General features: G+C 37.1%; 23 protein-coding genes. 12 read left to right on the plus strand and 11 right to left on the minus strand.

Going from position 1 to position 25,417, the window contains the following annotated elements:
* Window positions 1–140: 140 nt before the first annotated feature.
* The 3 genes from MUA40_RS00925 to MUA40_RS00935 all read right to left on the minus strand — a co-directional run bounded on the left by MUA40_RS00925 (window position 141) and on the right by MUA40_RS00935 (window position 1,328).
* Window positions 141–374, minus strand: a complete 234-nt coding sequence (locus tag MUA40_RS00925) for a transposase (RefSeq protein ID WP_126496617.1) — start codon at window positions 372–374, stop codon at window positions 141–143.
* 30 nt (window positions 375–404) lie between these two features.
* Entirely contained in the window at window positions 405–602 is a 198-nt protein-coding gene (locus MUA40_RS00930) for a hypothetical protein (protein WP_155976556.1), read from the minus strand.
* Between the two features lie 198 nt (window positions 603–800).
* Window positions 801–1,328, minus strand: coding sequence for an exotoxin beta-grasp domain-containing protein (locus MUA40_RS00935; protein WP_262569731.1), 528 nt, complete (start codon window positions 1,326–1,328; stop codon window positions 801–803).
* Window positions 1,329–1,647: 319 nt separating this feature from the next.
* Here MUA40_RS00935 and ptsG point away from each other — a divergent pair, with 319 nt between their 5' ends.
* The 4 genes from ptsG (at window position 1,648) to MUA40_RS00955 (ending at window position 7,390) form a co-directional block, all read left to right on the plus strand.
* Window positions 1,648–3,729, plus strand: a complete 2,082-nt coding sequence (ptsG, locus tag MUA40_RS00940) for a glucose-specific PTS transporter subunit IIBC (protein WP_126496484.1) — start codon at window positions 1,648–1,650, stop codon at window positions 3,727–3,729.
* Between the two features lie 542 nt (window positions 3,730–4,271).
* Window positions 4,272–5,201: a lactate/malate family dehydrogenase gene (locus MUA40_RS00945; protein WP_126496477.1), complete on the plus strand. Its 930-nt coding sequence runs from the start codon at window positions 4,272–4,274 to the stop codon at window positions 5,199–5,201.
* 37 nt (window positions 5,202–5,238) lie between these two features.
* Window positions 5,239–6,597, plus strand: a complete 1,359-nt coding sequence (locus tag MUA40_RS00950; protein WP_016425921.1) for a YjiH family protein — start codon at window positions 5,239–5,241, stop codon at window positions 6,595–6,597.
* Window positions 6,598–6,628: 31 nt separating this feature from the next.
* Window positions 6,629–7,390, plus strand: coding sequence for an IclR family transcriptional regulator (locus MUA40_RS00955; RefSeq protein WP_262569732.1), 762 nt, complete (start codon window positions 6,629–6,631; stop codon window positions 7,388–7,390).
* Between the two features lie 151 nt (window positions 7,391–7,541).
* On the opposite strand, the gene MUA40_RS00960 is transcribed toward MUA40_RS00955, so the two are convergent.
* From MUA40_RS00960 to MUA40_RS00970, 3 genes are read right to left on the minus strand one after another with little or no spacing between them, the layout of a single operon-like run.
* The gene (locus tag MUA40_RS00960; protein WP_016425923.1) at window positions 7,542–8,864 is read right to left on the minus strand and encodes an APC family permease; all 1,323 of its coding nucleotides are present in this window, start codon (window positions 8,862–8,864) and stop codon (window positions 7,542–7,544) included.
* A gap of 32 nt (window positions 8,865–8,896) precedes the next feature.
* Window positions 8,897–9,937 carry a bifunctional threonine ammonia-lyase/L-serine ammonia-lyase TdcB gene (tdcB, locus tag MUA40_RS00965; protein WP_016425924.1) on the minus strand — a complete coding sequence of 347 codons (1,041 nt, stop codon included), beginning with the start codon at window positions 9,935–9,937 and terminating at the stop codon, window positions 8,897–8,899.
* Between the two features lie 36 nt (window positions 9,938–9,973).
* Window positions 9,974–11,089, minus strand: a complete 1,116-nt coding sequence (locus tag MUA40_RS00970) for an alanine dehydrogenase (RefSeq protein ID WP_016425925.1) — start codon at window positions 11,087–11,089, stop codon at window positions 9,974–9,976.
* A gap of 396 nt (window positions 11,090–11,485) precedes the next feature.
* Here MUA40_RS00970 and MUA40_RS00975 point away from each other — a divergent pair, with 396 nt between their 5' ends.
* On the plus strand, window positions 11,486–11,686 hold the full coding sequence (locus MUA40_RS00975; RefSeq protein ID WP_016425926.1) for a helix-turn-helix transcriptional regulator: 201 nt from the start codon (window positions 11,486–11,488) through the stop codon (window positions 11,684–11,686).
* The gene (locus tag MUA40_RS00980; protein ID WP_081635192.1) at window positions 11,683–12,408 is read left to right on the plus strand and encodes a DUF3169 family protein; all 726 of its coding nucleotides are present in this window, start codon (window positions 11,683–11,685) and stop codon (window positions 12,406–12,408) included. Before MUA40_RS00975 ends, MUA40_RS00980 begins: the two co-directional genes overlap by 4 nt.
* A 146-nt stretch (window positions 12,409–12,554) precedes the next feature.
* On the opposite strand, the gene MUA40_RS00985 is transcribed toward MUA40_RS00980, so the two are convergent.
* Window positions 12,555–13,595, minus strand: a complete 1,041-nt coding sequence (locus tag MUA40_RS00985; protein ID WP_016425928.1) for a zinc-dependent alcohol dehydrogenase family protein — start codon at window positions 13,593–13,595, stop codon at window positions 12,555–12,557.
* Between the two features lie 686 nt (window positions 13,596–14,281).
* Between MUA40_RS00985 and MUA40_RS00990 the strand changes: the two genes are divergently transcribed.
* The 5 genes from MUA40_RS00990 (at window position 14,282) to MUA40_RS01010 (ending at window position 20,051) form a co-directional block, all read left to right on the plus strand.
* On the plus strand, window positions 14,282–15,886 hold the full coding sequence (locus MUA40_RS00990) for an L-lactate permease (protein ID WP_155976553.1): 1,605 nt from the start codon (window positions 14,282–14,284) through the stop codon (window positions 15,884–15,886).
* Between the two features lie 292 nt (window positions 15,887–16,178).
* Entirely contained in the window at window positions 16,179–16,856 is a 678-nt protein-coding gene (bioD, locus tag MUA40_RS00995; protein WP_016425930.1) for a dethiobiotin synthase, read from the plus strand.
* A complete protein-coding gene (gene bioA / locus MUA40_RS01000; protein ID WP_126496483.1) occupies window positions 16,846–18,219 on the plus strand; it encodes an adenosylmethionine--8-amino-7-oxononanoate transaminase in 1,374 nt (457 codons plus the stop codon). The genes bioD and bioA overlap by 11 nt, the downstream gene beginning before the upstream one ends.
* Window positions 18,216–19,337 carry an aminotransferase class I/II-fold pyridoxal phosphate-dependent enzyme gene (locus MUA40_RS01005; RefSeq protein WP_016425932.1) on the plus strand — a complete coding sequence of 374 codons (1,122 nt, stop codon included), beginning with the start codon at window positions 18,216–18,218 and terminating at the stop codon, window positions 19,335–19,337. The genes bioA and MUA40_RS01005 overlap by 4 nt, the downstream gene beginning before the upstream one ends.
* Window positions 19,338–19,349: 12 nt before the next feature.
* Window positions 19,350–20,051 carry a 6-carboxyhexanoate--CoA ligase gene (locus MUA40_RS01010; RefSeq protein WP_016425933.1) on the plus strand — a complete coding sequence of 234 codons (702 nt, stop codon included), beginning with the start codon at window positions 19,350–19,352 and terminating at the stop codon, window positions 20,049–20,051.
* Between the two features lie 473 nt (window positions 20,052–20,524).
* Here MUA40_RS01010 and MUA40_RS01015 read toward each other — a convergent pair whose 3' ends face one another.
* Both MUA40_RS01015 and MUA40_RS01020 read right to left on the minus strand, forming a co-directional pair.
* Window positions 20,525–21,313, minus strand: a complete 789-nt coding sequence (locus tag MUA40_RS01015) for an LPXTG cell wall anchor domain-containing protein (protein ID WP_262569735.1) — start codon at window positions 21,311–21,313, stop codon at window positions 20,525–20,527.
* A gap of 345 nt (window positions 21,314–21,658) precedes the next feature.
* Complete coding sequence (locus MUA40_RS01020) at window positions 21,659–22,285, minus strand: FMN-dependent NADH-azoreductase (protein ID WP_262569737.1); 627 nt, start codon at window positions 22,283–22,285, stop codon at window positions 21,659–21,661.
* Window positions 22,286–22,616: 331 nt separating this feature from the next.
* Here MUA40_RS01020 and MUA40_RS01025 point away from each other — a divergent pair, with 331 nt between their 5' ends.
* The gene (locus MUA40_RS01025; RefSeq protein ID WP_167732880.1) at window positions 22,617–23,258 is read left to right on the plus strand and encodes an NAD(P)-dependent oxidoreductase; all 642 of its coding nucleotides are present in this window, start codon (window positions 22,617–22,619) and stop codon (window positions 23,256–23,258) included.
* A gap of 84 nt (window positions 23,259–23,342) precedes the next feature.
* Here MUA40_RS01025 and MUA40_RS01030 read toward each other — a convergent pair whose 3' ends face one another.
* Window positions 23,343–24,554 carry a putative multidrug effflux MFS transporter TcaB gene (locus MUA40_RS01030; RefSeq protein WP_016425938.1) on the minus strand — a complete coding sequence of 404 codons (1,212 nt, stop codon included), beginning with the start codon at window positions 24,552–24,554 and terminating at the stop codon, window positions 23,343–23,345.
* Window positions 24,555–24,738: 184 nt separating this feature from the next.
* Entirely contained in the window at window positions 24,739–25,302 is a 564-nt protein-coding gene (locus MUA40_RS01035) for a TetR/AcrR family transcriptional regulator (protein WP_016425939.1), read from the minus strand.
* Window positions 25,303–25,417: the final 115 nt, after the last annotated feature.

Genomic DNA, 25,417 nt, shown 5'->3' on the forward strand with positions numbered 1-25,417 from the left:
CGAGTCTCGCTTTCCCAGGCGCCTTACCTCAACTAATTTTGGCTTTTATTGTAGCTCATAAGAAGCCAAAATGGATTTTCGGTTTCGGCTCTATGCCTCGGGAGTCTCGACTCGGTACGCAATCTATTTAAGCAATTTCACTATTGAAAAGTGGCATTGCTTACTTTATGAATCACACGTTTTACAGAAGATGCAAAAACGTTACAATCACTTGCGATATCAGTTTCTGAGCGAACTTGTGTTGTTTTATCTATAATGGCTTTCTGAACATGGTTTGAGATAAAACAGTTATCCTCAACAACATTTGTTTTAGAAGTAAAAGTCCGATCACAAACCCTACATTTAAAACGTTGTTTTAACAGATTTAAATACACTGCTATCTCTTGGAATCTTAAAAAAGTAATTCACGATAAACGTTTTCCGTGTTTGTGTATTCGGTTTGGATTCGTATGATAACAGTGAGGACAAGTCATAGGCTTGTATGAAAGGGTACCAAAGATGACGTTAGATTTCTTACCTCTAATAACTACATCTTCTTCAACTTTAGTGATTTTAATATTATTATCTTTAATTTTTAGTAACTTTAATATATCATTACACATAGGCGCAATATGTCTCCTTTATTTTTGGTTTAGTCACTTAAAATTATAGAGGCATTTGCGCTATTTTTGTACAAAAAAGCAGGATGACTTATGTCATCCCACCATAAAAAATGAAGAACCAATAAAATCCGAGATTTTTCGTAAATATAAACGAAATAATCTCGGATTTTGTTTTTTTATGACAATGTGTCGCTATATTTATGCCTTAATATCGAATGTGATATTTTTCAAATCTTCTGTGCTGATGCTGACATTTTCACGATCAGATTGTAAGGCTTTATCAACTTCTAATGTATAACGGTTACCGTCTTTTGTATGAATGACAATCGTACCTGTTGGTAATTGATTGCCTTGATACAAGCCGTAAGAAACATTCGCAAATCGAACGATATGATCTAATTCTTTAAGTGTAATAGGCCCTTTATCTAAAGTAATTGTACGTTTTGGAGTAAAAATCTTATTATTTACTGTAAATTTGCCTTCTAATTCTAAGCGGATTTCATTTTCTTGTAATGTATGGTTTGAAAGAACCCAATTGTTATTAATGTTTGTTTTACCATTAATTGTATCTTTACTATATCTTTCAAATAACTGTTGAACTTGTGATTTTTGTGCAGCGTGTTCTGTTGCAGGCGTAGATGAGTTTTCAGCAGCAAAAGTCGTACTTGTATAACTTAGAACGCTCGCTGCGACAGCGCTTGAAAGAATAAGTTGCTTCAATTTCATAGATGTTTCCTCTTTTCATAGATAGATATATTCAAATTTTACCGGGCACCTTGCAAAAATACTATTAATTATTCGTTAAAAATCTCTTATTCCCTATTTAATAAACCTTAAAAGAAAATGTGACTTTTCTAAAAATCTATGAAAATTTACTTAAAATGTTGTTGTCAAGAGGAATCACTTCGTATATAATGAAAGCGGTTAAATGAATAGCGTGTTACTGTGAAAACAGGCATGAGCAAATTGACGGCCATAATGATATGGCTTTGTTTGCCCATGCCTTTTTGTTTGCCAATTTTTACATATAGGGGTGTTTTAAATGATATTCAAGCGTTTTTTTGGTCAACTTCAACGTATTGGTAAAGCGTTGATGTTGCCTGTAGCGATTTTACCAGCTGCGGGGATTCTTCTTGCACTTGGGAATGCTATGCATAATGAACAGTTGGTCGCACTTGCACCATGGTTAAAGTATGATGTCTTTGTCATGATATCGTCAATCATGGAGTCAGCGGGGCAAGTCATTTTTGATAACTTACCACTGTTATTTGCGGTGGGGACTGCTTTAGGATTAGCTGGCGGTGACGGTGTAGCAGCGCTAGCGGCATTAGTCGGTTATCTCATTATGAATGCAACAATGGGAAAAGTGATGCATATTACGATCGATCAAATCTACTCATTTGCAGATGGTGCGTCGACTTTAAGCCAAGCGAATAAGTTACCACAACATGCACTGATTTTAGGGATTCCTACACTTCAAACGGGCGTTTTTGGTGGGATTATTATCGGGGCATTAGCAGCATGGTGTTATAACAAGTTTTATAATATTACCTTGCCTCAATTTTTAGGATTCTTTGCCGGCAAACGTTTTGTACCGATTGTGACATCTGTGGTAGCGATTATTACGGGTATACTGTTAAGCTTTATTTGGCCACCAATCCAAGAAGGTTTAAATGGTTTATCGAACTTCTTATTGAATAAAAACCTTGTATTAACGACATTTATTTTTGGAATTATTGAGCGTTCCTTAATTCCATTTGGTTTACATCATATTTTCTATGCACCATTCTGGTTTGAATTTGGTCATTATGTGAACCACGCAGGTGAAACAATTCGTGGGGACCAACGAATTTGGATGGAGCAATTGAAAGACGGTGTTGCATTTACAGCGGGTGCATTTACAACAGGGAAATATCCGTTCATGATGTTTGGTTTACCAGCGGCTGCCTATGCAATCTATCGTCAAGCCCGTCCAGAACGTAAAAAAATCGTTGCGGGTTTAATGTTATCAGCTGGTTTGACTGCTTTCTTAACAGGGATTACAGAACCACTTGAGTTTTCATTTTTATTCGTTGCACCTATTTTATACGTAGTGCATGTATTTTTAGCCGGTTCTTCATTCCTCATTATGCATTTATTAGATGTTAAAATCGGTATGACATTTTCGGGTGGTTTTATCGATTATGTTTTATACGGTTTACTGAATTGGGATCGAACACATGCCTTACGTGTGATTCCAGTGGGCATTGCTTATGCATTTATTTATTACTTTGTGTTCTCATTCCTTATTAAGCGAATGAATTTAAAAACACCAGGGCGCGAAGACAAAGTGGAAGAGCAAAGAAGTACAACGGTAGAGCGTTTACCTTTCGATGTGTTAGATGCAATGGGAGGTAAAGAAAATATTAAACATTTAGATGCATGTATTACGCGTTTACGTGTAGAAGTAAATGACAAAGCAAAAGTCGATGTCAACGCACTTAAAGGATTAGGTGCAGCAGGGGTGTTGGAAGTCGGCAATAACATGCAAGCGATCTTTGGACCAAAATCTGATCAAATTAAACATGATATGGCACTGATTATGAAAGGTGAAATTACAAGTCCGACTCAAACAACCGTGACAGATGATATCGATACGGATGTCGTTCAAATTGAAGGCACAAGAAATGTCTCAGTTGTTGCCCCTGGAGATGGTAAAATCGTCCCATTATCCGATGTACCGGACCAAGTATTTTCACAAAAATTAATGGGCGATGGTGTCGCATTGATTCCGCAGAATTCAGAAATTTGCGCGCCTTTCAATGGAACAGTGAAAACGATTTTTCCAACTCGACATGCGATTGGTTTAGAGTCAACAGATGGTGTGGAACTGTTGATTCATATCGGTATCGACACTGTAAAATTAAATGGTGAAGGTTTTGAAGCATTAGTCCAAGTGGATGAAGAGGTTGTAGAAGGTCAGCCGCTTATGAAAGTCGACTTGTCGTATATTGAACAACATGCACCAAGCATTGTCACACCATTAATTGTAACGAACTTAGACGGTGGGACACTTGAATTTGAAGCGGATCAAGAAGTGAAAAAGGGACAAAAATTATTTACAGTTACGCATGACGATGTAGAATAATGACAAGTGGCTTCATTTGTGAGGCTATAAAATAACAGACACCAGACGAGGTTGGGCTATAGAATTTTTAATCGTCTTGCCTCGATGAACGCGCATGCTTAGGGGGTGAAGTCTCTACTAAATTTGGCTTAATTGTAACAGAAACTTGATGAAGCCAAATTGGATTACTGACTTTAGCGCTTCCCACAAGCGTCTTGTTCATTGTGGCAAGCATAGCATAATAATGACCTGCACTTTCAATGAATATCACACATTTGTCTTGAAACAATTGAAACAGTTGTAGAGAAGACGTCGTCTAATTAAAGAAGTAAGCACCTCAAAAATCGTTTAAATGATTTTTGAGGTGCTTTCTTTGGAATTTGAAGTCTAAATCTCGTTTCGTTTTTATCATTTAGGCTGTTTTTTATTGGGTGTGAGGTTGTGATGAAGGAGTTGTGACATATTTGTGATTAATTTCACAAAACTATTGTAAAAGACAAAATTTAGGATTATGATAAATTCGAATAAAACGAAACGCGTTTCATTTTGAAAGGATGAAGGAAATGAATAAAGTCAGTATTGTTGGTGCAGGTGCAGTTGGGGCGACAACGGCCTATTTATTGTCTCATACAGAATGGATCGACGAAGTGGTTTTAGTCGACTTGGATAAAAATCGTGCTACGGGGCAAGCCCTCGATATGATGCATGGTGTTGGGGTGTCGACTTCAAGAAAAGTGACGGCAGGGGATTATGCAGATACAAAAGATTCAGACATTGTGGTTATTACGATTGGGGTACCAGAAAAAGTCGGTGAATCCAGACTTGTCCCCATGCAAAAGAACGCAGATATTTTGAAAGACATCGTACCGCAAATTGTGAACTATAGCCCTAAAACCAAAATTATAACTGTCAGCAATCCAGTCGATATATTAGCGTACATGACTTATCAAGTGGCGACTATTCCAGCTGCTAATGTGATAGGTTTAGGGACTTTATTAGATACTTCAAGATTAAAATATATTTTGAGTGACTACTTCAATATCAGTCCACAAAGTATTACAGCTTCTATTGTAGGGGAGCATGGGGATGCACAAGTCGTATTGTGGAGTCAAACACGCATTGGTGGCTTGTCCGTGCAAGATTTTGCTCAAACACAAGGTATGACCTTGCCACATGATTTTACCGAAGTCATTGAACAACGTGTTAAAGAGACGGCTTTTGATGTTTGGCAAATGAAAGGGCCAAATTGTTTTTGTGTTGCAGATGCGATTAAATGCCTAATTGATGCGTTATGTCATTCAGAACGACGTATTTTACCTGTATCTCACTTATATCAAACCAAAACAGGGAAAGAAGTTTATATCAGCCTACCCAGTATTGTCAGTCACCAAGGTGTAGAACAACGGTTACCGCAGTTGTTAAATGAAAAAGAGCATACCCAGTTATATGCTTCATGCGACGTAATGAGAAGCTACATTGATCAGTTAAAATGATCAGGTTTACGATACTAATAATAAGGAAGTTTTAAATATGAACAAAAAAGCTAATGCAACATTATCAGGGACTCGTGATATTAAAAATTTCATTAAATTTATTGTTGCAACGTTAATCGGGATTATAATTGTTTTAATTCCATTCTCATTTGCCAATGGTGTAGATACGATTTTGTTCCATTATATCAAGGCCTTTGTAGCCGCATTTCAATTTCCAATCACGTTACTCATCGCCCTTATCTTTTGCATCAGTACGTTAATGGCTGTCATTGATCAAATTTGGAAACCCGATTTTATTCGACAAAATCGCACATTAAAACCTTTGTTTTCAACAACACCTTTTTATACAGTCAACCGTATATTAGGAACATTGATTACACTCATGTGTTTATTCCATATTGGACCAGCATTCCTTATCTCTGAAGACACAGGGACAACGATGGTGAATTTAGCTGTTCAACTATCAGTAATTGTGCCCATTATGCTTCTATTTCAAACGTTTATTCTAGAATTTGGCGCTATGGAGTTTATTGGAGAGCTGATTGGTTTTCTTATCAAGCCTATTTTTAAAATCTCTGAAATCTGTGCAGTAAGTGCAATCAGTGCTTGGGTTGGACCGGGTAATGCGGCCATCTTAGCTTCGAAAGAGCTTTTTGAAAAAGGTTACTATACGGTTAAAGAAACAGCGATTTTAGGTAGCCAGTTTTCTACGTCGAGTATTGGTTGGGTTGTCCTCGTCTGCAGTGTGTTAGACGTCGTTGATTACTTTGGATATATCTTTCTTGGAATTACCATTATTGGAATGATTGTTGCATTCATATGTGTTCGTATTCCACCGATTTCACAGTATCCCGACACGTATGTAGACGGTACGGTTAAAACAGAAGAATCAACAGCGACACATCATCAAAAGTTTAAAACAGCCACTGAAATGGCTACAAAACGTGCCTCTGAAGTGACAGCGAGTAACTTTATCAATAAAAAAGACAATATGATGTTTTATGTTGTTTGGTTAATGCCGATTATCGTATGTTGGGGCACACTGGCATTAGCAATTTCGGTTTATACACCAGTCTTAGCATGGATTTCTTATCCGATTCAGTGGATTTTACAGGTTGCGGGTATTCCTGAAGCTGCAACAACAGCGAGTGCAATTATGTCAGGCTTTGCAGATAATTATTTGCCAGTTATTTTAGGTTCACATATTACAGAAACATCAAGTAAAGTTGTTATCGCAATGATGAGTATTTTACAATTAATCTTTTTATCTGAAATTGCGACGTTACTGACTTCAGCGAATGCGATCAAAAAGTTTTCACATATTGTTATTATTTTCTTGGAAAGAACGTTCATTGCACTGCCTTTTGTGATATTATTTGTTAAACTTTTATTTTAGTCATTGCGTGAAAAAAAGGAAGTGACTTAAGTTGGCAGATTATACTCCGATTAAAACGGTGGTCCAAGCATTCGAAATTTTAGATTTATTGTCAGATAAACAAAAGATGGGCATCAGTGAAATGGCAAGGGTGCTCAGCTTACCTAAAAGTACCATCTATAGAAACTTGCGAACGCTTTCCGATTTGGCCATTGTAGAACAAGATGCGAATGAAAATTACCATCTCGGTTACAAAATTTTAACTTATCAAAATCAAATTAAAAGTACAGATGCACTCGTGAATCAATTGAAGCCTTTTATGCAAAATTTAGTTCGAACAACTGGCGAATCTGTAAATCTTGGGATATTACTTGAGGATGAGGTACTAATTTTACACACCGAATATGGGGATCAATACACATTACAAACCCATCTATCACCGACAACGCCACTGCATTGTTCAGGGATTGGTAAATTGTTTTTGCATACATTGTCTGATGAAAAACTTAAAGCTTATTTTTCTAGGGCTGAACGACGAACGATTCATACGATAACAGAATTGGAATCATTTAAAGCTCATATGGCAGCACGTACAGATGTCCATTTAGCAGTAGATAATGAAGAATACGAATATGGTTTAATGTGTATCGCAACGCCAATTTTAGATGCACATCATCAAATCCGTGCAGCACTAAGTATCTCAGGTCCGGTCAGTCGTTTAGAACATAAAGGTTTATCCACGATTAAAACAGCACTATTAAATGAAGCTCAAGAAGCGATTGATTATCTTCAAAATATTGGTTATTGGAAGTAAAAGTTACCGATACAACCATTTGAAAAGTGTGACAAAAGTAACACACCCATCTAAGCAAGGGGGTAAGTTTTTTCTGCTTAGTATGGGTGTGCTTTTATTTTTTAATATTTTAGACGGTGCTATGTTTAATTTAATGAGTTAAGAGGTTCATTTAAGAATGTTGTGTCTTTTTCTGATAGTAATAAATCGGAATGCCTAACATTGTGACCCCGATACCTACGATTGCAAGAAGGGGCTGTGTAAATAGGGTATTAAGCAAGACAAAAGTACCTGCTAAAAGCGCAATCGCTGGTATAACGGGGTACAATGGCACTTTATACGGACGATGTAATTGAGGCTCTCGTTTTCTCAGAATAAATACTGCTAAGAAAGCCATACAATAAAATGTCCATATGACAAATATGAGCATATTTGTGATTGTGTCAAAAGCACCCAAGAGCATCATAATCGATGCAATGATGATTTGTATGATACCACCTAGCCATGGTGTGCGTGATGGTAATAAGTCTAAAAATAAACGCTTAAACGGAAGTTGATCGTGCTCTGCCATGGCATATGGAATACGCATCCCTGTCATCGTATAGCCATTCATCGTGCCATAGACAGAAATCAAAATACCGATTGTGACTAATTTTCCGCCACCTGCACCAAATAATATAGAAGACGCTTCGCTTGCGGCATTCAAATTGCCTTCAATTTGGTGAAGCGGGAGAGTCATTAAAAAAGTTGCGTTAATGAGTAAATAAACAATCATAACAAGACCGATACCGAGTGCAATGGCACCTGGTAAATCTTTTTTAGGGTTTTTCATTTCCCCGGCAATATTACCGACGTGGATCCAACCATCATAGGCAAACATGGTTGCAAGTAGGCCGGCACCAATCGCTTCAAACCAGTTAGAGTCTGTACCATTTACAACAGGAAAGAGTGAAAATGAGACATCACTACTATGAAAGAAACCAATGATGACAATAAGTGCAATTGGGATTAACTTGATGACGAGTGTGATAGATTGTAAAGTCCCGCCTGCCTTAGAGCCAAGAAAATTAATGAGTAGTATGGATACTGCACTGATGATAGCAATTGGTAATAACAATGATGTCGTTAAGTGCATTAAATTAATAATTTGAGTTGCAAATATAATCGCAAGTGCGGCGATATTCGCTGGAAAGTATATAAATGCTTGCGCCCATCCAGACAAAAATCCCCAAAAGTCTCCATATGTGTATTCAATATATTTCGTGAGGCCACCTGTCTCAGGAATTGCTGCTGCGAGTTCAGCGCCGGTCAAGCCTGCGCATATCGTCATAATACCGCCTAGCAACCATACAAACAGGGCCATACTTGTAGAGCCAGTGACTTCACTCACACTTGATACTTTGAAAAATACACCCGCGCCAATGACTGAGCCCATCACAAGTGAAAGAGATGCGAAAAAGCCGATGTTTTTCTTTAAAGCTGTATCTGTACTCATGCTGTTGCCTCCAATTCTCTTGTTAGGATGGACTAACCTACGACACCTTTACTTGTGTCAGCAGGTTTTAATAAGTCATCGATAATATGTGAAACGCGAGTGAGGTCAACGTTACCACCAGAGACTAAAGCAACAATGTTTTTACCTTTAATCCAACGTGGATCGATTTTACCACTTAATAAAGCGGCCGTTGGTAATGCACCTGCGCCTTCAGTAATGATTTTTGTTCGTTGCATTAAATGGCGCATTGCGTTTGCGATTTCATCTTCTGAAACTAACACAAACTCATCGACTAGTTTTTCAACCACAGCATAAGTTTTGTTACCAGGGATTGCAACTTCTGTCCCATCTGCAATCGTGTGTGCAGTGAATTGTGAAGTAATCTCTCCTGCTTTAATCGATTCCGCCATACCGTGTACATTTTCAGATTGTACACCAATGATATGAATGGACGGATTGAATGATTTTAAAGCAGTGGCGAGTCCAGAAATCAAACCACCGCCGCCAACAGGGACAATGACAGTATCGACGTCCCAAATTTGATCTAATATTTCTAGGCCAATTGTGCCTTGACCTGCCATGACTTCACAATCGTCATATGGATGCACAATTGTTTTACCTGTTTCTTGTGCCAACTGCTCCATATAAAGTCGTGAATCATTAAAAGTTTCGCCTTTGAGAATGACTTCAGCGCCGTAGCCTCGGGTGGCCTCTTGTTTTGAAATCGGTGCTTCTTCTGGCATCACAACAGTCGCTTCAATACCGAGGAGTTGCCCAGTGAGCGCAAGGCCTTGTGCGTGATTGCCGGCAGAAGCCGTAATAATACCTTTCGCTTTTTGTTCATCTGTTAAATGCAAGATTTTATTAAGGGCACCTCTAAATTTGAACGAGCCGGTGTATTGCATATTCTCAAGTTTTAAAAAAACGTTGCCACCTGTAATATTGTTACTTAGAAACATTGATTTGATGAGGGGTGTTTCACGAACGTAATCTTGGATTTTCATTTTTGCTTCTTTAACGTCTTGAATATTACAGTATTTCTCAGTTTGTATCATGACAGCATTTGTTGCCATAATCATCAACCTCTTTTCAAATTTATAATGGACGCGCTAGATGAGATCTTCTAATTTTTCATACGGCATATCATGTGATTCGGCCAAGCCTTGATTTGTAATGTGGCCTTGATAAATGTTGACGCCGGATGCTAAAACAGGATTTTCTTTAATTGCTTGTTCAATGCCTTTATTGCTAATTTCAGATAAGAAATCAATGTTACCAGCTGCTAACACCATTGTTGAGGTACGAGGGACAGCGCCAGGTTGGTTAGGTACAGCATAGTGAATGACACCATCTTCAACATATATTGGATCACCAATTGTTGTTGGACGAATGCCTTCCACGGTACCCCCTTGATCAATGGCAATATCAACAAGAACAGAGCCTTTTTTCATACGACGTACCATGTCTCTAGTGACAAGTTTAGGTGGTTTTGAGCCTGGGATTAAAATTGTTGAAATAAAGACATCAGCTGTTTGGATTTCACGAGCTAAGTTGGCTTCATTAGATTTCACGACAGTGACGTTATCGTTTTTGAAGTGTGATTCAAGCCAAGCGATACGTTCATCTTTTAATTCAATAATGACAACTTCAGCTTGTAGACCTAAAGCAATTGTCGCTGCATTTAATCCCGCAGAGCCTCCACCAAAGATAACGACTTTACCCGCAGGAATACCTGAAATGGCATCAATTCCAGAAATTAAAATACCTTCACCTTGGTGTTGTGCTTCTAAATAATAAGCCCCCATTAACATCGAACGACGACCTGCAATTGCGCTCATAGGTTCTAATAAAATGGCTTTTCCATCTTGTTCAATGGTTTCTCCACCAATCGCAGTAACACCTGCGTCTTGCATCATTTCAACTGTTTTTTTAGATGATGCAAGGTGTTGAAAACCCCAAATGACTTGTCCTTTTTTGAAATATTGGAATTCTTTTTCATGAGGCTCTTTAACTTTAATAATTAAATCAGCTTCCCAACATTTTTCATGTGAAGCAAGTATTGCACCTGCAGCTTCATAAGCTTCATTTGTAAAACCAGAACCTGCGCCTGCATCATACTCAACATAGACTTCATGTCCTTGTTCTTTAAGAATTTGAGCATTTTCAGGTGTACAGCCGACACGACCTTCGCCAGCTTTTAATTCTTTGACAATACCAATTTTCATGCAAACCACTCCTAGTGATGAAATTGAAACTGAATTTTGATTAAAATGATAAATAAATATCATGTTTATATTAAAAATTACGTTATAAAGTGTCTATAGCTATAGAACATGTGAATTAATTCACGTAAATAGTAATCGCAAAGTTGTGCAATGTCAATTAAAAATACAATAAATTTAAAATGAAAATATAATCAAAATCATCTGAATGTTCGAATATTTTATTGAAGCCTTGATAAGATTGCTTACAAAATGTTTCATAACAAAATATTTAAAAGAATAATATTGCTATATAACTGTATTTCTAAAAGATACTGCAAGATATTAAAAAAGTTTTGTGACTATTATATTTGTCATTTTGACAATGATAATGTATATTTAAAAGAGGAGCGAGGGACGATGAGAAATAGATTAAAAGAATTAAGAGCAAGAGATGGCTATAACCAAACACAATTAGCAAAACAGGCAGGTATCTCAAGACAAACCGTTTCTTTAATAGAGCGGAATGAATTTACACCCTCGATTTTGACAGCAGTTAAAATCTCCCGTGTATTTAAAGAACGTGTCGAAGATGTATTTATTATCGAGGAGGAAAAATGATGAAAGTGAAGCGATATATATTATTAATCCTTTTAGGAGCGGTTATAGGAGGGATAATGGGAATATCAAGTGACTGGATTGATTTTAAAAGATGGATGAATACCAATCAATTCGCAACGCCCTCATTTATCATGTGGATGACCCTCATTTTTTCAGCACTTATTTTGCTATTGACGCTTATTCTGGCCAAAGTACAACATGAAGCGATCCGCTATAAAAAACAATTTTCTAGTCATATGGGTGGGGAACAGACCGACCAGATAGAAAGAAAAGCAAATATTAAGTTTCTCACTGCATCAGTCATTGTGTATGGACAATATGTATTAAGTTTTATCAGTTTATTACTTTTAGTAATTGGAGGTGCTGATAGTGAGGGTTTACTTATAGGGATGATTCCCTTTTTGCTTGTATCAGTGCCAGCGGTGATGCTCGGGGTGTTTCAAAACCGTTTTGACGCTAGAATGCCGAAGTTAGGTGAAGCGAATTATGTTGAAAAAAGTATGCAGATAATGGATGAAGGTGAACGTCACATTACCATTGTATCGATGTTTAAAGTGTATCACTTTAATATTTCTTTACTATTCCTAGGCATATTAATTTTAGTGTGGATTTCAATTGTTGGAAATTATAATCAAGCACCGGGTATCATTGTTTTGATTATCCTTTTTGGATACAATGTATTTGGTTATTTATGGAAAGTGAGTCGCTTTTATCGTGAATAGGGGGAAGTGTGCCGGGGGACTGACCGGACACTGAAGTCACTCTAAAATAGCATAATAAATAGGGCTAGGACGCGTTGGCATCCTAGCCCTAAAAAATGCTTACTATATAAATGATTCAATAAAAGTTCAATTTATGATGCAATAGCTTAATGACTAGAAAGGATGACCTTTAATGTGCCTTCTTTGGCAGCATTGCTGAATACATCATAAGCTTTTAACATTTCATCAAGTTTGAAGCGATGTGTGATGAGCTTTTCAGGTTGGACTTTACCTGACTCTACAGTTTTTAATAATAAAGGTGTTGAATAGGCACTGACAAGACCTGTAGTAATAGAAATATTTTTGATCCACAGCTCTTCTAGGTGAAGGTCGACTTTTGTACCGTGTACACCAATGTTAGCGATGCGACCGCCTGGACTAATAATCTCTTGGCAAAGCTCAAAAGTGGCTGGAATACCTACTGCTTCCATTGCGACATCGACGCCACGGCCTTCAGTTACCGCTTTGATTTTTTCCATCACATTTTCTTTTGTGCTGTTGATTAATTGTGTTGCACCTAAATCTTTGGCAGCTTGCAGACGATTGTCATCTAAATCAATCATAATGATTTCTGCTGGAGAATAAAATTGCGCTGTAAGAACGGCTGATAAACCAATCGGACCTGCACCGACGATAGCAACCGTGTCACCTGGGTTGACATTAGCGCTTAAAGTGCCAATTTCAAAACTTGTTGGCAAAATGTCACTTAACATAACTAAAGCTTCCTCACTTACACCATCTGGTACACGATGTAAACTGTTATCAGCATGTGGAATACGAACATATTCCGCTTGTGTACCGTCAATCAAGTGGCCTAAAATCCAACCGCCATCTTCACAGTGTGCATAAAGTTGCTTTTTACAATAGTAACAAGAACCACATGCAGTCACAGCTGAAATAATAACTTTATCTCCTTTTTTAAATTGTGTCACAGAGGTACCTACTTCTTCCACAACACCGACACCTTCATGGCCTAAAATCCGACCATCAGTCACCGCTGGGACATCACCTTTTAAAATGTGTAAATCTGTTCCACAAATCGTTGTTTTTAAAATCTTAACAATAACATCCGTTGGCTTCTGCAGTGTTGGTTTTTCAACTTCAATCCATTCTTTTTGGCCGGGTCCACGATATACAAGGGCTTTCATTATGGAATCACCTCTTCATAGATTTGCCTTCATTCTGGCATATTTTCAGAAAATTTTCAACTTTTAATTGTATCAGCTTAAATATAATTTATTGTATATTTTAATAATAAAATTAATCAATCTCTATTAAATCAAATACCATTTATAGAGTGAACCTGCGCTACGATAAGGATGCTCGATTTCGATGATGATTTGTCAAATTGAAAACCAGATCAACCCAAATAAGATTAAAAATTTGTCTAATTTTTAAATTTTTTTCGGTGCACTAAATATTAGTGTAGAAAAGTAATACACAGAACACGGATGAGTGAAAAGAGAAGGAAGTTAACATTGAGAGGTAAGATGAAACGTCAGATAAAAACGGTCGTTCCAATGCGATATTCTAAATATAGTGTAGAGAAATAAGGTTGGACACAGTTAAAAATATTAGGAATGAGTGTAACAATCACAAAAAAGAGGGTGCAATGCGGATTGCTGACAAGTGATTTTTAAAAGATGTATTTGTGAAAAAATGAATTAAAAGTTTATTTAAAATAGTAAAAAAGTAAAATGAGTGAACAATACTTTTATTTAAGCTTAAAAATTTGTTTGCAATATAGTATAAAAACGCTTACAATTCTATCGATATAGTCATCTAGTCATTAGATGTCTATTTAAGGAGAAAGAGATATGAGGGGGATCCAAAAATGAATACCTTATTAATGATTGTGGCGTTAAGTGCTGTTATTGCGCCATTTATATGTTTGGTATTATTACGTATGTCTGCACTTGTGGGGATGACGATTAGTGCCATAGTTGTCACTGTATTAGGGTTCTTTGTATGGGGAATCGATGCAGGTGTCATTGGTGCTTCTCTATTACAAGGGACACATAAAACATTAACGATTATATTAATTTTATTCGGTGCATTAACTTTATTAAATACATTAAGAGAAACAAACGCTGTCGCACGTATTAATGCGAGTTTTCAAAGCATCTCAAGTGATATGCGTATTCAAGTGATTATCGTTGCCTTTTTATTTGGTTCACTCATTGAAGGGGCATCAGGATTTGGGACACCTGCAATGGTGACGGCGCCTTTAATGGTGGCTTTAGGCTTTAGACCTATTGTCAGTGTCACAACGGCATTGATTGCGGATAGTATTTCCGTTTCATTTGGTGCAGTAGGGACGCCAATATTAGTCGGTTTAAGTACACTTAAAAATGCGGATGATACATTGTTTTCACAAACTGCGATTCACATTACACTGATCGATTTATTAAGTGGTGTCTTTATTCCATTGATGATTGTAGCGACAATGGTTATCTTTTTTGGTCAATCTCATAAGTTAAAGGCGATTTTAGAAATGGTACCTTGGACGTTAATTGTAGGGGTAGCTTACGCTGTTTCTGCATGGGGATATGCAACTTTAATCGGTCCAGAATTTGTATCGATTTTAGGTTCATTAACTGCTTTAGTTGTCGCAGTACTTATGACTAAAAAAGGTTGGTTCGTACCTAAAAATGAATGGAAAGACGCATTAGTGGAGGATCATATCGAAGCAGATTTATCTCAACCACATGAAATGAATTTGTTTTCAGCATGGTCACCGTACTTAATTGTGGTCGCTTTATTACTCTTAACACGTATTGTAGAACCCATTAAAGCTTTTACAACGAAGACGCTCGATTTATCATGGAACCATATTTTAGGTTACGATACAATCTCGTCTAGTTGGCAATTATTGTATTCACCAGGAACTATTTTATTTATAGCAGCAATCTTTGCGGTGATTATTCAACGTAAATCATTTAAAAACTTAGGGAAGGCGTGTAAAGATTCTGCCAAAACGATTCGCACAACAGGGATTACACTTGTCGCAACTTTGGCAATGGTCCATGTCTTTAGTAACTCAGGCTTAAATACGAAAGAATTGATTAGTATGCCGGAATACATAGCGAATGGTATGGCGCATACGTTTGGTGATATGTGGCTCTTTGTTGCTCCGTTTTTAGGCGCACTGGGATCATTCATCACAGGAAGTGCAACCGTTTCGACACTGACTTTTGCGCCAGTTCAAGCCAATATTGCGCATACGATTGGTGCAGATCTCTATACCGTTTTAGCCGCACAAGTCATTGGTGGTGCAGCAGGGAACATGATCTGTGTCCATAACGTTGTGGCGGTATGTGCGGTGGTCAATATGGCAGGTAAAGAAGGCGGCGTCATTCGTAAAACGTTAGGACCTGCACTCCTTTATTGTGCACTCGTTGGATTGAGTGCCTACATTTTCGTTACATTTTTCTTTTAACTCATGAGTGCAATAGATCGAAGGCACAGTGATTCCAATTGAGTCGTCTGTATAGACGTCATGAGGTAAAACATTAGAATAGTTGTCTTTAAGTGGCTGTGCAAACACTTGTTCAATTTGCACATTATCTAGGCGGGACAATGAAATCAAATCGATTTCTGTCCTGTCTTTTTTTATACCTTTATAAAAGGAAAAGCGCTTAATTGTAAACTAAAATATATAATAAGTTTACAATTAAAAGTGGAATGATTAAGATATGGTTTGTAAAGATTTTTTAAAGAGGTGAATGAATTTGAAACTTTTTGTGACTGGAACAGCCACAGATATTGGAAAAACATATGTGACAAAGCATTTATTTCATTTTTTACAGCGACAGGGGTGGCGTACGACAATCTTCAAGCCCTTTCAGACTGAGATGCTAGCTGATGGCACTTATCCCGACTTAGAAAGTTACAAAAGGGACTGTGGTTTGAGTTATGAAAGAACGTCACTTTATACATTTAAAGATCCGGTTTCTCCACATTTAGCTTTTAAGCGTGAGCCGCAACAGCATTTTGATCTTCAATCCGTTATTAATCGTATCCAAACGTTAGACGCACAGTTTGATATTGTCATTATTGAAGGCGCAGGTGGTATTGCTGTTCCGATATACGAAGGAGAAACTGAATTTTATATGACGACAGATTTGATTCGTGAAACAGCAGATTTAGTTCTGACGATTTTACCTGCGCAATTAGGTGCCATTAGTGATGCTGTCGTTCATCATCATTTTATCCAGTCGATGACCTTACCACCGACGTTATTTATGCTCAATCGCTATCAACATCGTCCATTAGAACAAGATAATTTAGAAACGATAGAAAAAATAACAGGTCAATCACTTGAAGTGTTCCCAGAAAATGGAACAGCATTAGACTTTTCAGAATCTTTCTTATCAAAAATTAAAGGAGCGGTTAATGATGAAACATAAGGCATTAGTTCAAAAAGATTTAGAGTATGTATGGCACCCTTTTACGCAGATGGGGGTGTATGCTGAAAAAGAACCCATTATTATCGAAAGCGGCAAGGGAAGTTATTTATATGATACAAAAGGACGTCGTTATTTAGATGGTTATGCTTCTCTATGGGTTAATGTACATGGCCATCAAAATCAGCAGTTAAATCGCGCAATTCAAAAGCAGTTAAAGTCCATTGCGCACTCAACCCTTTTAGGTTCATCCAATATTCCTTCCATCAAGCTTGCGGAAAAGTTAGTCCAAATCACACCTGAACGGTTGAAAAAAGTGTTCTATTCAGATACAGGGAGTGCAGCTGTTGAAATCGCTATTAAAATTGCATATCAATATTGGAAAAATAAAGACCCTGAAAAGTATGCGAAGAAAAATAAATTTCTGACCTTACATCAAGCTTATCATGGCGATACGATTGGATCGGTGAGTGTTGGTGGAATTGATACATTTCATCGCATTTTTAATGACTTAATCTTTGAAAATATCCAAGTACCATGTCCCTCTTTTTATCATAGTGATGCTGAATCAGAAGCGGCGATGACAGCGCGCATACTCGACCAAATCGAAAAGCTATTACAAACGCGCGGTGATGAAATTGTGGGGTTTGTTATTGAGCCATTAATTCAAGGTGCAACAGGCTTATTTGTGCATCCTAAAGGCTTTTTGAAAGCTGTGGAACAATTATGTAGAAAGTATGATGTGTTACTAATTGTTGACGAAGTGGCAGTTGGTTTTGGTCGTACTGGCAAGATGTTTGCATGTGAGCATGAAGATGTGCAACCTGATTTGATGTGCTTAGGCAAAGCCATCACAGGAGGCTATGTTCCGCTTGCTGCAACGTTAACGTCACAAGAAATATATGATGCCTTTTTAAGTCATACGCATGCTGAAAAGACATTTTTTCACGGTCATACGTATACAGGAAACCAAGTCGTATGTGCCGTAGCATTAGAAAATATTAAATTATTTAAAAAGCGTCATCTCATATCGCAAATTCAAAAAACGTCACAAACGCTTGCACAACAGTTACATACGTTATCGACGCATCCTTATGTAGGAGATATTCGAGGCAGAGGTTTGATGTATGGTGTAGAACTCGTCGCAAATAAAGAACAAAAGACGCCGTTAGCAATAGAAAGTGTAGAAGCCATCATTGATCAGTGTAAACAAGAAGGGCTGATGATTCGAAATTTAGAAAATGTCATTACATTTGTGCCCGTTTTAAGTATGTCGAACAAAGAGATTAAAAAAATGGTGCGCATTTTCAAAAAAGTGCTTTTAAATCAGTATCGTGTTGAATCGGAGGGAGGCGCCTCTCGATGAACTTAGAACAAAAGCTAGCCAAAATTAAGGCACAAGGTCATTTTAGAGCACTCAAACCCGTTGAACGGTTAGAAGGAAAATGGCTGACAATGAACGGACAAAAGTTACTCAATTTTACTTCCAATGATTATTTAGGCTTAGGTCAAGCGCCCTTCTCTCTCAATGTTACAGATGAAAAACATTTAGCTGCCATTGAAAATTTGGCGAGTTCAAGATGGGTCAGTGGCAACGCTGAAATATATGAAGTAATCGAAACGACAATGAGCCAATATTTTGGTTTTGAAGCAGCGCTTATAACGAATAGTGGTTATGATGCCAATTTAGCTGTATTTCAAGCTTTTCAAGATGAATCTGTTGTTGTGTTTTCTGATGCAGAGAACCATGCGAGTTTGATTGATGGTATTCGCTTAAGTCGTATGGATAAAGAAATCTATCGACATCGAGATGTGCAACATTTGGAAAATTTGTTGGCACAATATCCAAAATCAAAGACCAAAATCATTGTGACAGACAGTGTGTTTTCAACGAACGGTGGACTTGCGGATTTACAACAGCTTGTTCAACTAAAAAAGCACTATCCGAATACATGGCTTTTTGTAGATGACGCCCATGCATTTGGATTAAGGTTGCATTCATATTATGAAGATATTGATATTTTAACGACCAGTTTATCGAAAGCAGTAGGTGCACATGGAGGCGCGATATTATGTTCCGCATTGTTTAAAACAGTATTGATTAACACTGCACGGGCACTCATTTATTCAAGTGCACTGCCACTCTTTAATTTATATCGCATTCAAAACAATCTTAGCTTGATGTTGAAAGATACAGAGCGAAGTCAAAAGATACAACAGTTAAGTCAAAGTTTTAATGAATTACATGCTGAATATACGCAAAAACGCTATCCAGAGATGGCTTTGTCTCCAATTAAACAAATCCCATTTACTGATAATACAAAGGCTGCAAAGGCACAAGAACAATTGAACGCACAGGGCATATTATTAAGCCTCTTTCGATATCCAACAGTCCAACAGCCCATTTTACGCATTTCACTTTCTTGGTTACATGATAAACATGACATTGAGCGACTTTTTGAAGTCATGGAACAAATTCAGTGAAGGAGGCCGAACATGTACAGTGTAAAAATGAGAGCCAATCAAAATGAGCAACATACAAGCGGTGCAGAAACGATTTGTGAAAAAGAGCAGATTGTTGATGTGATTCAAACATTTTTTGAAAAGGGATTTCATCATGAAAATGGAGAAGCGGATTTTTTAAATTTAAAAATTGAAAAAGTGACTCAACCATTAATGCGTCTACCGGCATTATCAATCATCGATCGTCCAAATGATAAGATTGCGCAATTATGCAATGAAAATGGTATTACACAAGAGGCGTTAAATAAAGGGATGGCATACATTTTTAATTCGATTCAATATTCGGGGGCGTTGATTTTAAGTGCACAAACGGGAGAACGACTAGATCGAAGTGGTGACAGAGGTATACGTGTCACACAATTTTGCTTTGATGACCAAGGACCTCAAACCTACACGGCTCGAGTCAAAGATGCACTGGCTATTGCAAGTTGTACGACTGCTTCGCCCTATGTCAAAGGGGAACTCTGCGTATCCGATGATTTGAACTATACAACGGGATATTTTGCGACACGTCGAACAGGCTATCATCGGATTCATCAAATCAAGGCAGTAGGGACGCGTCAAGGTGGACGTATTATTTTTGTTGATGACCGTATTCATCTTGAACACTATGTCACTTTTTTAGAACAGCAGCCGAAACAAATTACGACATTGGATGGCTCAAAGGAAAAATAGGAAACGCAATAGATAGCCGCTGTTCTTGATTTTTTAAAGGTACTTTTCTGACTCAAAGTGACGCATACCATCTATAACACTATTGATACTGATACACCATATTATTCTAAAAATCGACGTCTTATCCTAATACCTAAAAAGAGGCCTATAAAAAAGTATAATACTGTGGCAACTTGTATTTGCCAATGAGCAGTAATATGGAGTGCTGGCAAAAGAACAAAGAGCACGATATAAACAAAAATCATATAAGAAATAAAAAATAGGAAAGTGAGTATTCTTTTTTTCATTTTAATCTCTTTCATTAGATAATGATGTCCCATGATACTTGAATGATTTGAATCATACCATAAGGCAAAAATAAAAATACTTTAAGTATATTTTAAACAATTGAGAACGAAAATAAAAGATGCGCTTAAGTAGTAAGATTCATACTTATCGCGCATCTTTTTAGCGTATTTTATTATGCTTGACTTTTATTTAGTTGTACGACGTTTAAGAAGAAGTAAACCGCTACCTAAAGCGAATAAAACGCCACCAATGATTGCAGGTGTAGCAGAAGCCGTTTCACCTGTTGCTGGTAATACTTTTTGACCTTGAGATTTGTTCATGCCCATAGCCATGTCTGCTTTAGTTGGTTGAACGAAACCACGATCGTTTGCTGGAGAATAGTCTTGCTTCATTTCGTCTTTAGTTGGTTGGACAAAACCACGATCATTTTCAGCTAAATAACCTTTTTTCAACTCGTCATTTGTTGGTTGAACGAAACCATGATCATTTTCAGGTGTGTAGTCCTTGTTAGTGCTATAATTCGTCGGTTGAACAAAACCGTGATCATTTTCAGCTAAATAGCCCTTTTTCAACTCATCGTTTGTCGGTTGAACGAAACCATAATCGTTTTCAGGTGTATAGGCTTGATAGATTTCATCGTTTGTTGGTTGAACAAAGCCGTGATCATTTTCAGCTAAATAACCTTTTTTCAACTCGTCATTCGTCGGTTGAACGAAACCATGATCATTTTCAGGTGTGTGGGCTTGATAGATTTCATCGTTTGTTGGTTGAACAAAGCCATGATCATTTTCAGCTAAGTAACCTTCTTTCAATTCATCATTCGTCGGTTGAACAAAACCAGGGTCGATCACATGTGCTGCTTGATTGTTTTGTGATGAAGCCTCTGTAGTTGATGCCTCTGCTGAACCAGGTTGTCCCGCGAGGACTAACGTCGATAATAAAGCTGTTGAACCGAGTAAATATTTCATTTTCATTTTTCATAACTCCTTTATATTAACTTACAATGATATGGGAATAGTGATGCTATTAAATATTGAAGTGGTATAGGTTTAAGTATAAAAAGAATGGAATAACTATGGGAGTTTTTAAAATAACTAAATTAATAACATTCTATCCTCTTGTTTGCAATATAACACAAGTGTATATAAAAATTCATTTATTTGAGTTGTGTTTAATGAAAAGTTAAGAAATATGTTACTTTCAAAAAGGGATTCTGAATCAATTATTAAAAATTTTATGTTTTAAATCATAAAAAAATCCCTTTTAGCCGAAAGATTTCGAGCTAAAAGGGTGAGGTGAATCAGGTCGTTTCATATTAATTAGAATGTTTTAGCAACTTCTTGTGCTTTTTGGATTGCAGCGTTTTTGATTTCTTCGCTACGTTCTGGTTCAGCGTTGTGACCTTCGATGATTACTGTTTCATAAGAAGGCACGCCATAGAAGCCCATCATTGTTCTTACATATCGGTCACCAAGTTCTAATTCTGCACCAGGACCTTCAGAATAGTAGCCGCCACGTGCTTGAATGTGCAACGCTTTTTTGTCAGTTAATAAGCCTACTGGACCTTCTGAAGTGTATTTAAATGTTTTACCAGCAACAGAAATGGCATCTAAATATGCTTTAAGTACAGGAGGAATAGATAAATTCCACATTGGAGAAACAAAAACATATTTATCTGCGTTGATAAATGTTTCTACAATTTCATTTAAGCGATTTACTTTACGACTTTCGTCTTCAGTTAATTGTTCGCCATTTTGTAATTTACCCCAACCAGAGAAAACATCTGCATCAATTTGAGGAATATCTTCTTTAAACAAGTCGATGTGTACTACTTCATCTTCAGGGTGTGCTTGTTCGTAAGCTTCTTTGAATGCTTTCCCTGCTGCCATAGATGATGATACAAGTTCATTTAATGGATGTGCTGTAATGTAAAGTAATTGAGTCATATTTAATACTTCCCTTTCTTTATCGAATTCATAATCTCATTATAACAAGTATAAAAAATATATCAACAATAAAATCTCGAATTCGTAATATTTTTTGCCTATCCATCAAAAAAAGTGTCTTATCATAACTGATATGACGGTATTTTTCCTTAAATGTAAAGTTTTTGTTAAGGGTGAAAATTGAATAAATTACTTTGGATGTGGAATGGATATTGAATATTCCAAAGAGAGTTTCCTTTAGCTGAGAGCCAACAATGTTTGCATTTTTTTATAATCTGTACCTATAATGGACACGATTCAAAGTGTAATAAGAAATAAGGAGGTCTTCAAAATGAAGGTCGGAATTATCGGTGCAACAGGCAAGTCAGGTCGTTTGATTACAGATGAAGCGCTAAAAAGAGGATTAGATGTCACGGCAATCGTTAGAGATGCATCTAAATTAGAGCAATCTGAAGTAAAAGTATTGGAGAAAGATATTTTTGATTTGACGACTAAGGATTTATCCGTGTTTGATGTTGTGGTCAATGCGTTTGGCACGCCGATTGGACAAACACAGCCGCATATTGATGCAGGATGTGTACTCATTGAAGCTTTGAGTGGAACAGAAACACGTTTAGTCGTATTAGGGGGTGCAGGCAGTTTATATGTGGATACCTCACGTAAGCAAAATGGCTTTTCAGCAGGCACTGTTCCAGATTTTGCATATGAAATCGCGATAGGACAAGCTAAAAATTTAGAGGATTTACAAGCAACTTCGAATTTAAATTGGACATTTGTGAGCCCATCAGCATTTTATAATCCAGAAGGGCCACGTACAGGTCGATATCGTATCGGTGGAGATGTCATGTTATATAATTCAGATGGCGAAAGTTATTTAAGCTATCCTGATATGGCACTTGCAATTGTCGATGAAGTTGAAAGTGGCGATCACAATCGACAACAAATGACTGTCGTTAGCGAAAAGCATATTTAGCATAAATATGGAGACGAAAATGAATCCCAAAATAAATAGCGCTAAGATGATTGTGAATAGAAAATCGTCTTAGCGCTTCTTTTTTTATGATTGAGATGGTGTGTATTTTCTTTCCACAATAAAAAACTGATAAAGCTGAAAGATGACGATTAAGCTCATTGTAATTGTGATAACAATGATATAAGGGATAAAGCTATGTTCGCCTTGTAAGCCAACAAGCGGTGTGGCAATCGCGCCGATAAAATATTGCATGAGTCCAACCAAACTTGATGCACTCCCAATGCCTTTTTGTTGACCTTCCATCGCAATTGCAAAGCCTAAAGTTCCAATACCTGCCACAGGGGCAACTATAAGTAAGAATGCTGGCAACAAAATCCATAGGCTAAGATGATTAAGAAGTGCAACAATTGCAATACCAGTTCCAATTAATTGAATCATTGAATAAATGCGAAACAGTGTGTGCTGATTGATATGCTCGACTAATCGGCCTGTTAATTGTGCTGTCCCAATTAACCCAATACCTGTCAAAGCAAAAATATAGCTATATTGTTGGGCAGTGAGATGATAAATATTTTGCATAATAAATGGAGAAGCAGCTAAATAACCGAAAAACATGGCAAAAGTAAACCCTTGAATTAACATCGGAACAACAAATGAACGGCGCGTTAACAGCAATTTAAAGTCAGCTATGACACTTTTGAAGTTACCTTGACGACGTAGCTCGGGCGGTAGCGTTTCATCAATTTTGAAGTGGGCACCTAGCAGCATCAGTAATGCCAAAATAGCAAGTATCCAAAAAAGTATTCTAAAATCACCAAAGCTCAAGATTGCGCCACCAAACATAGGCGCTAAAACAGGTGCAGCACCATTGACAAGCATGAGCATAGCTAAAAATTGTGTGAGTGCTTTTCCTTTATATAAATCTGTCGCAATTGCCCTTGCTAAAACGATACCCGCACCTCCAGAGACACCTTGAATAAATCGGAAAATGATAAGCAGTGTAATGTTAGGTGTAAGTGCGATTGCTACTGAAGATAAAATATAAACGATTAAGCTAGTTGTTAAAGGTTTTTTACGTCCTGTATTATCCGAAAGTGTCCCCAGTACAACATTTCCTACTGCAAGGCCTACCATAAAAAATGTGAGTGTGAGTTGTACATGGGCCGTAGTGGTATTCAACATCGATTTGACTTCAGGTAATGCAGGTAAATACATATCAATTGAAAGCGGACCAAATGCAGATAGTCCGGCCATAATTAAGATGAATATACGTGATATACGTTTTTCTTTCATCATTGTTTCTCCTTTTTCTATTTAAGATTTGACGCCCTATACCATAAAAAGAACACGGAAATCAAAGGGGAGACTTCCGTGCTGAATGCTGTTTCATGTTGTTGTTTTGAATCCCTAAATTGAACTTATGGCGCATTACACCATTGCACCTCTATGATATTGATGATCCTTCAAAATGTTGCATAAATTAAGACTGAACACCACGAACAAAAATTTTCAAGACGCGGTCAACAAATTGTTCTGAAGGAATCTTTTTAACATAATGCTGATATTCAAAGACATCTGCAGAAAATGAATTCAATAATAAATCGGCATGAAAATCAGGATCCGATACAATGTTTAATTGTGTGATACAGGCCACTGCTTCATCTTTCAGCTTTAAATAAAAAGGTGTTTGCATCATGACACGATTTTGCTTATCTTTGCGTTCTATTTCTTTGAGTAAGTCGACGTGATCTTCCATCAGTTGAATTAACGTTAAAAAAATAAAACGAAGTACTTCTTGTTGGTCTGAAACACGTTGCTTTTGTTGCTCAATTTTTTCGAACATCGCTTCAATGTGATGTTCAAGTAAGGCATGACAAATCTCGGATTTATCGGAAAAATGACGATAAAGTGTGCCGGTACCAATTTGAGCTGTTTCTGCTATTTTTTTCATGCTGACCTTTTCGACTTCATTATTGTTAAAGAGTGTTTGTGCGGTTTTCATAATCAGTTGTTCATTTTTAATCGCGTCACTACGTTTGGCCATGCTCTCCCTCCGTACGTATCATTGTTTGTCTTAGACGAGATTAATTATAAATGAGATGGGTGTCCGCTTACAAATTTTCTGCTCCAACAAAGATTGTAGCCATTCTTTTTGATGT

The organism is Staphylococcus schleiferi (genome assembly GCF_025558325.1).
Taxonomy (GTDB): domain Bacteria; phylum Bacillota; class Bacilli; order Staphylococcales; family Staphylococcaceae; genus Staphylococcus; species Staphylococcus schleiferi.

Excerpts from the sequence above, each read along its gene's own strand:
- MUA40_RS01025 (WP_167732880.1), top strand. The coding sequence starts at position 22,617 with ATGAAGGTCGGAATTATCGGTGCAACAGGCAAGTCAGGTCGTTTGATT.
- tdcB (WP_016425924.1), bottom strand. The coding sequence starts at position 9,937 with ATGGCAACAAATGCTGTCATGATACAAACTGAGAAATACTGTAATATT.
- bioA (WP_126496483.1), top strand. The coding sequence starts at position 16,846 with ATGAAACATAAGGCATTAGTTCAAAAAGATTTAGAGTATGTATGGCAC.
- MUA40_RS01035 (WP_016425939.1), bottom strand. The coding sequence starts at position 25,302 with ATGGCCAAACGTAGTGACGCGATTAAAAATGAACAACTGATTATGAAA.
- MUA40_RS00975 (WP_016425926.1), top strand. The coding sequence starts at position 11,486 with ATGAGAAATAGATTAAAAGAATTAAGAGCAAGAGATGGCTATAACCAA.
- MUA40_RS00950 (WP_016425921.1), top strand. The coding sequence starts at position 5,239 with ATGAACAAAAAAGCTAATGCAACATTATCAGGGACTCGTGATATTAAA.
- MUA40_RS01030 (WP_016425938.1), bottom strand. The coding sequence starts at position 24,554 with ATGATGAAAGAAAAACGTATATCACGTATATTCATCTTAATTATGGCC.
- MUA40_RS00960 (WP_016425923.1), bottom strand. The coding sequence starts at position 8,864 with ATGAGTACAGATACAGCTTTAAAGAAAAACATCGGCTTTTTCGCATCT.
- MUA40_RS01020 (WP_262569737.1), bottom strand. The coding sequence starts at position 22,285 with ATGACTCAATTACTTTACATTACAGCACATCCATTAAATGAACTTGTA.
- MUA40_RS00980 (WP_081635192.1), top strand. The coding sequence starts at position 11,683 with ATGATGAAAGTGAAGCGATATATATTATTAATCCTTTTAGGAGCGGTT.
- MUA40_RS00945 (WP_126496477.1), top strand. The coding sequence starts at position 4,272 with ATGAATAAAGTCAGTATTGTTGGTGCAGGTGCAGTTGGGGCGACAACG.
- MUA40_RS01005 (WP_016425932.1), top strand. The coding sequence starts at position 18,216 with ATGAACTTAGAACAAAAGCTAGCCAAAATTAAGGCACAAGGTCATTTT.
- MUA40_RS00970 (WP_016425925.1), bottom strand. The coding sequence starts at position 11,089 with ATGAAAATTGGTATTGTCAAAGAATTAAAAGCTGGCGAAGGTCGTGTC.
- MUA40_RS00930 (WP_155976556.1), bottom strand. The coding sequence starts at position 602 with ATGTGTAATGATATATTAAAGTTACTAAAAATTAAAGATAATAATATT.
- MUA40_RS01015 (WP_262569735.1), bottom strand. The coding sequence starts at position 21,313 with ATGAAAATGAAATATTTACTCGGTTCAACAGCTTTATTATCGACGTTA.
- MUA40_RS00985 (WP_016425928.1), bottom strand. The coding sequence starts at position 13,595 with ATGAAAGCCCTTGTATATCGTGGACCCGGCCAAAAAGAATGGATTGAA.
- MUA40_RS00935 (WP_262569731.1), bottom strand. The coding sequence starts at position 1,328 with ATGAAATTGAAGCAACTTATTCTTTCAAGCGCTGTCGCAGCGAGCGTT.
- MUA40_RS01010 (WP_016425933.1), top strand. The coding sequence starts at position 19,350 with ATGTACAGTGTAAAAATGAGAGCCAATCAAAATGAGCAACATACAAGC.
- MUA40_RS00990 (WP_155976553.1), top strand. The coding sequence starts at position 14,282 with ATGAATACCTTATTAATGATTGTGGCGTTAAGTGCTGTTATTGCGCCA.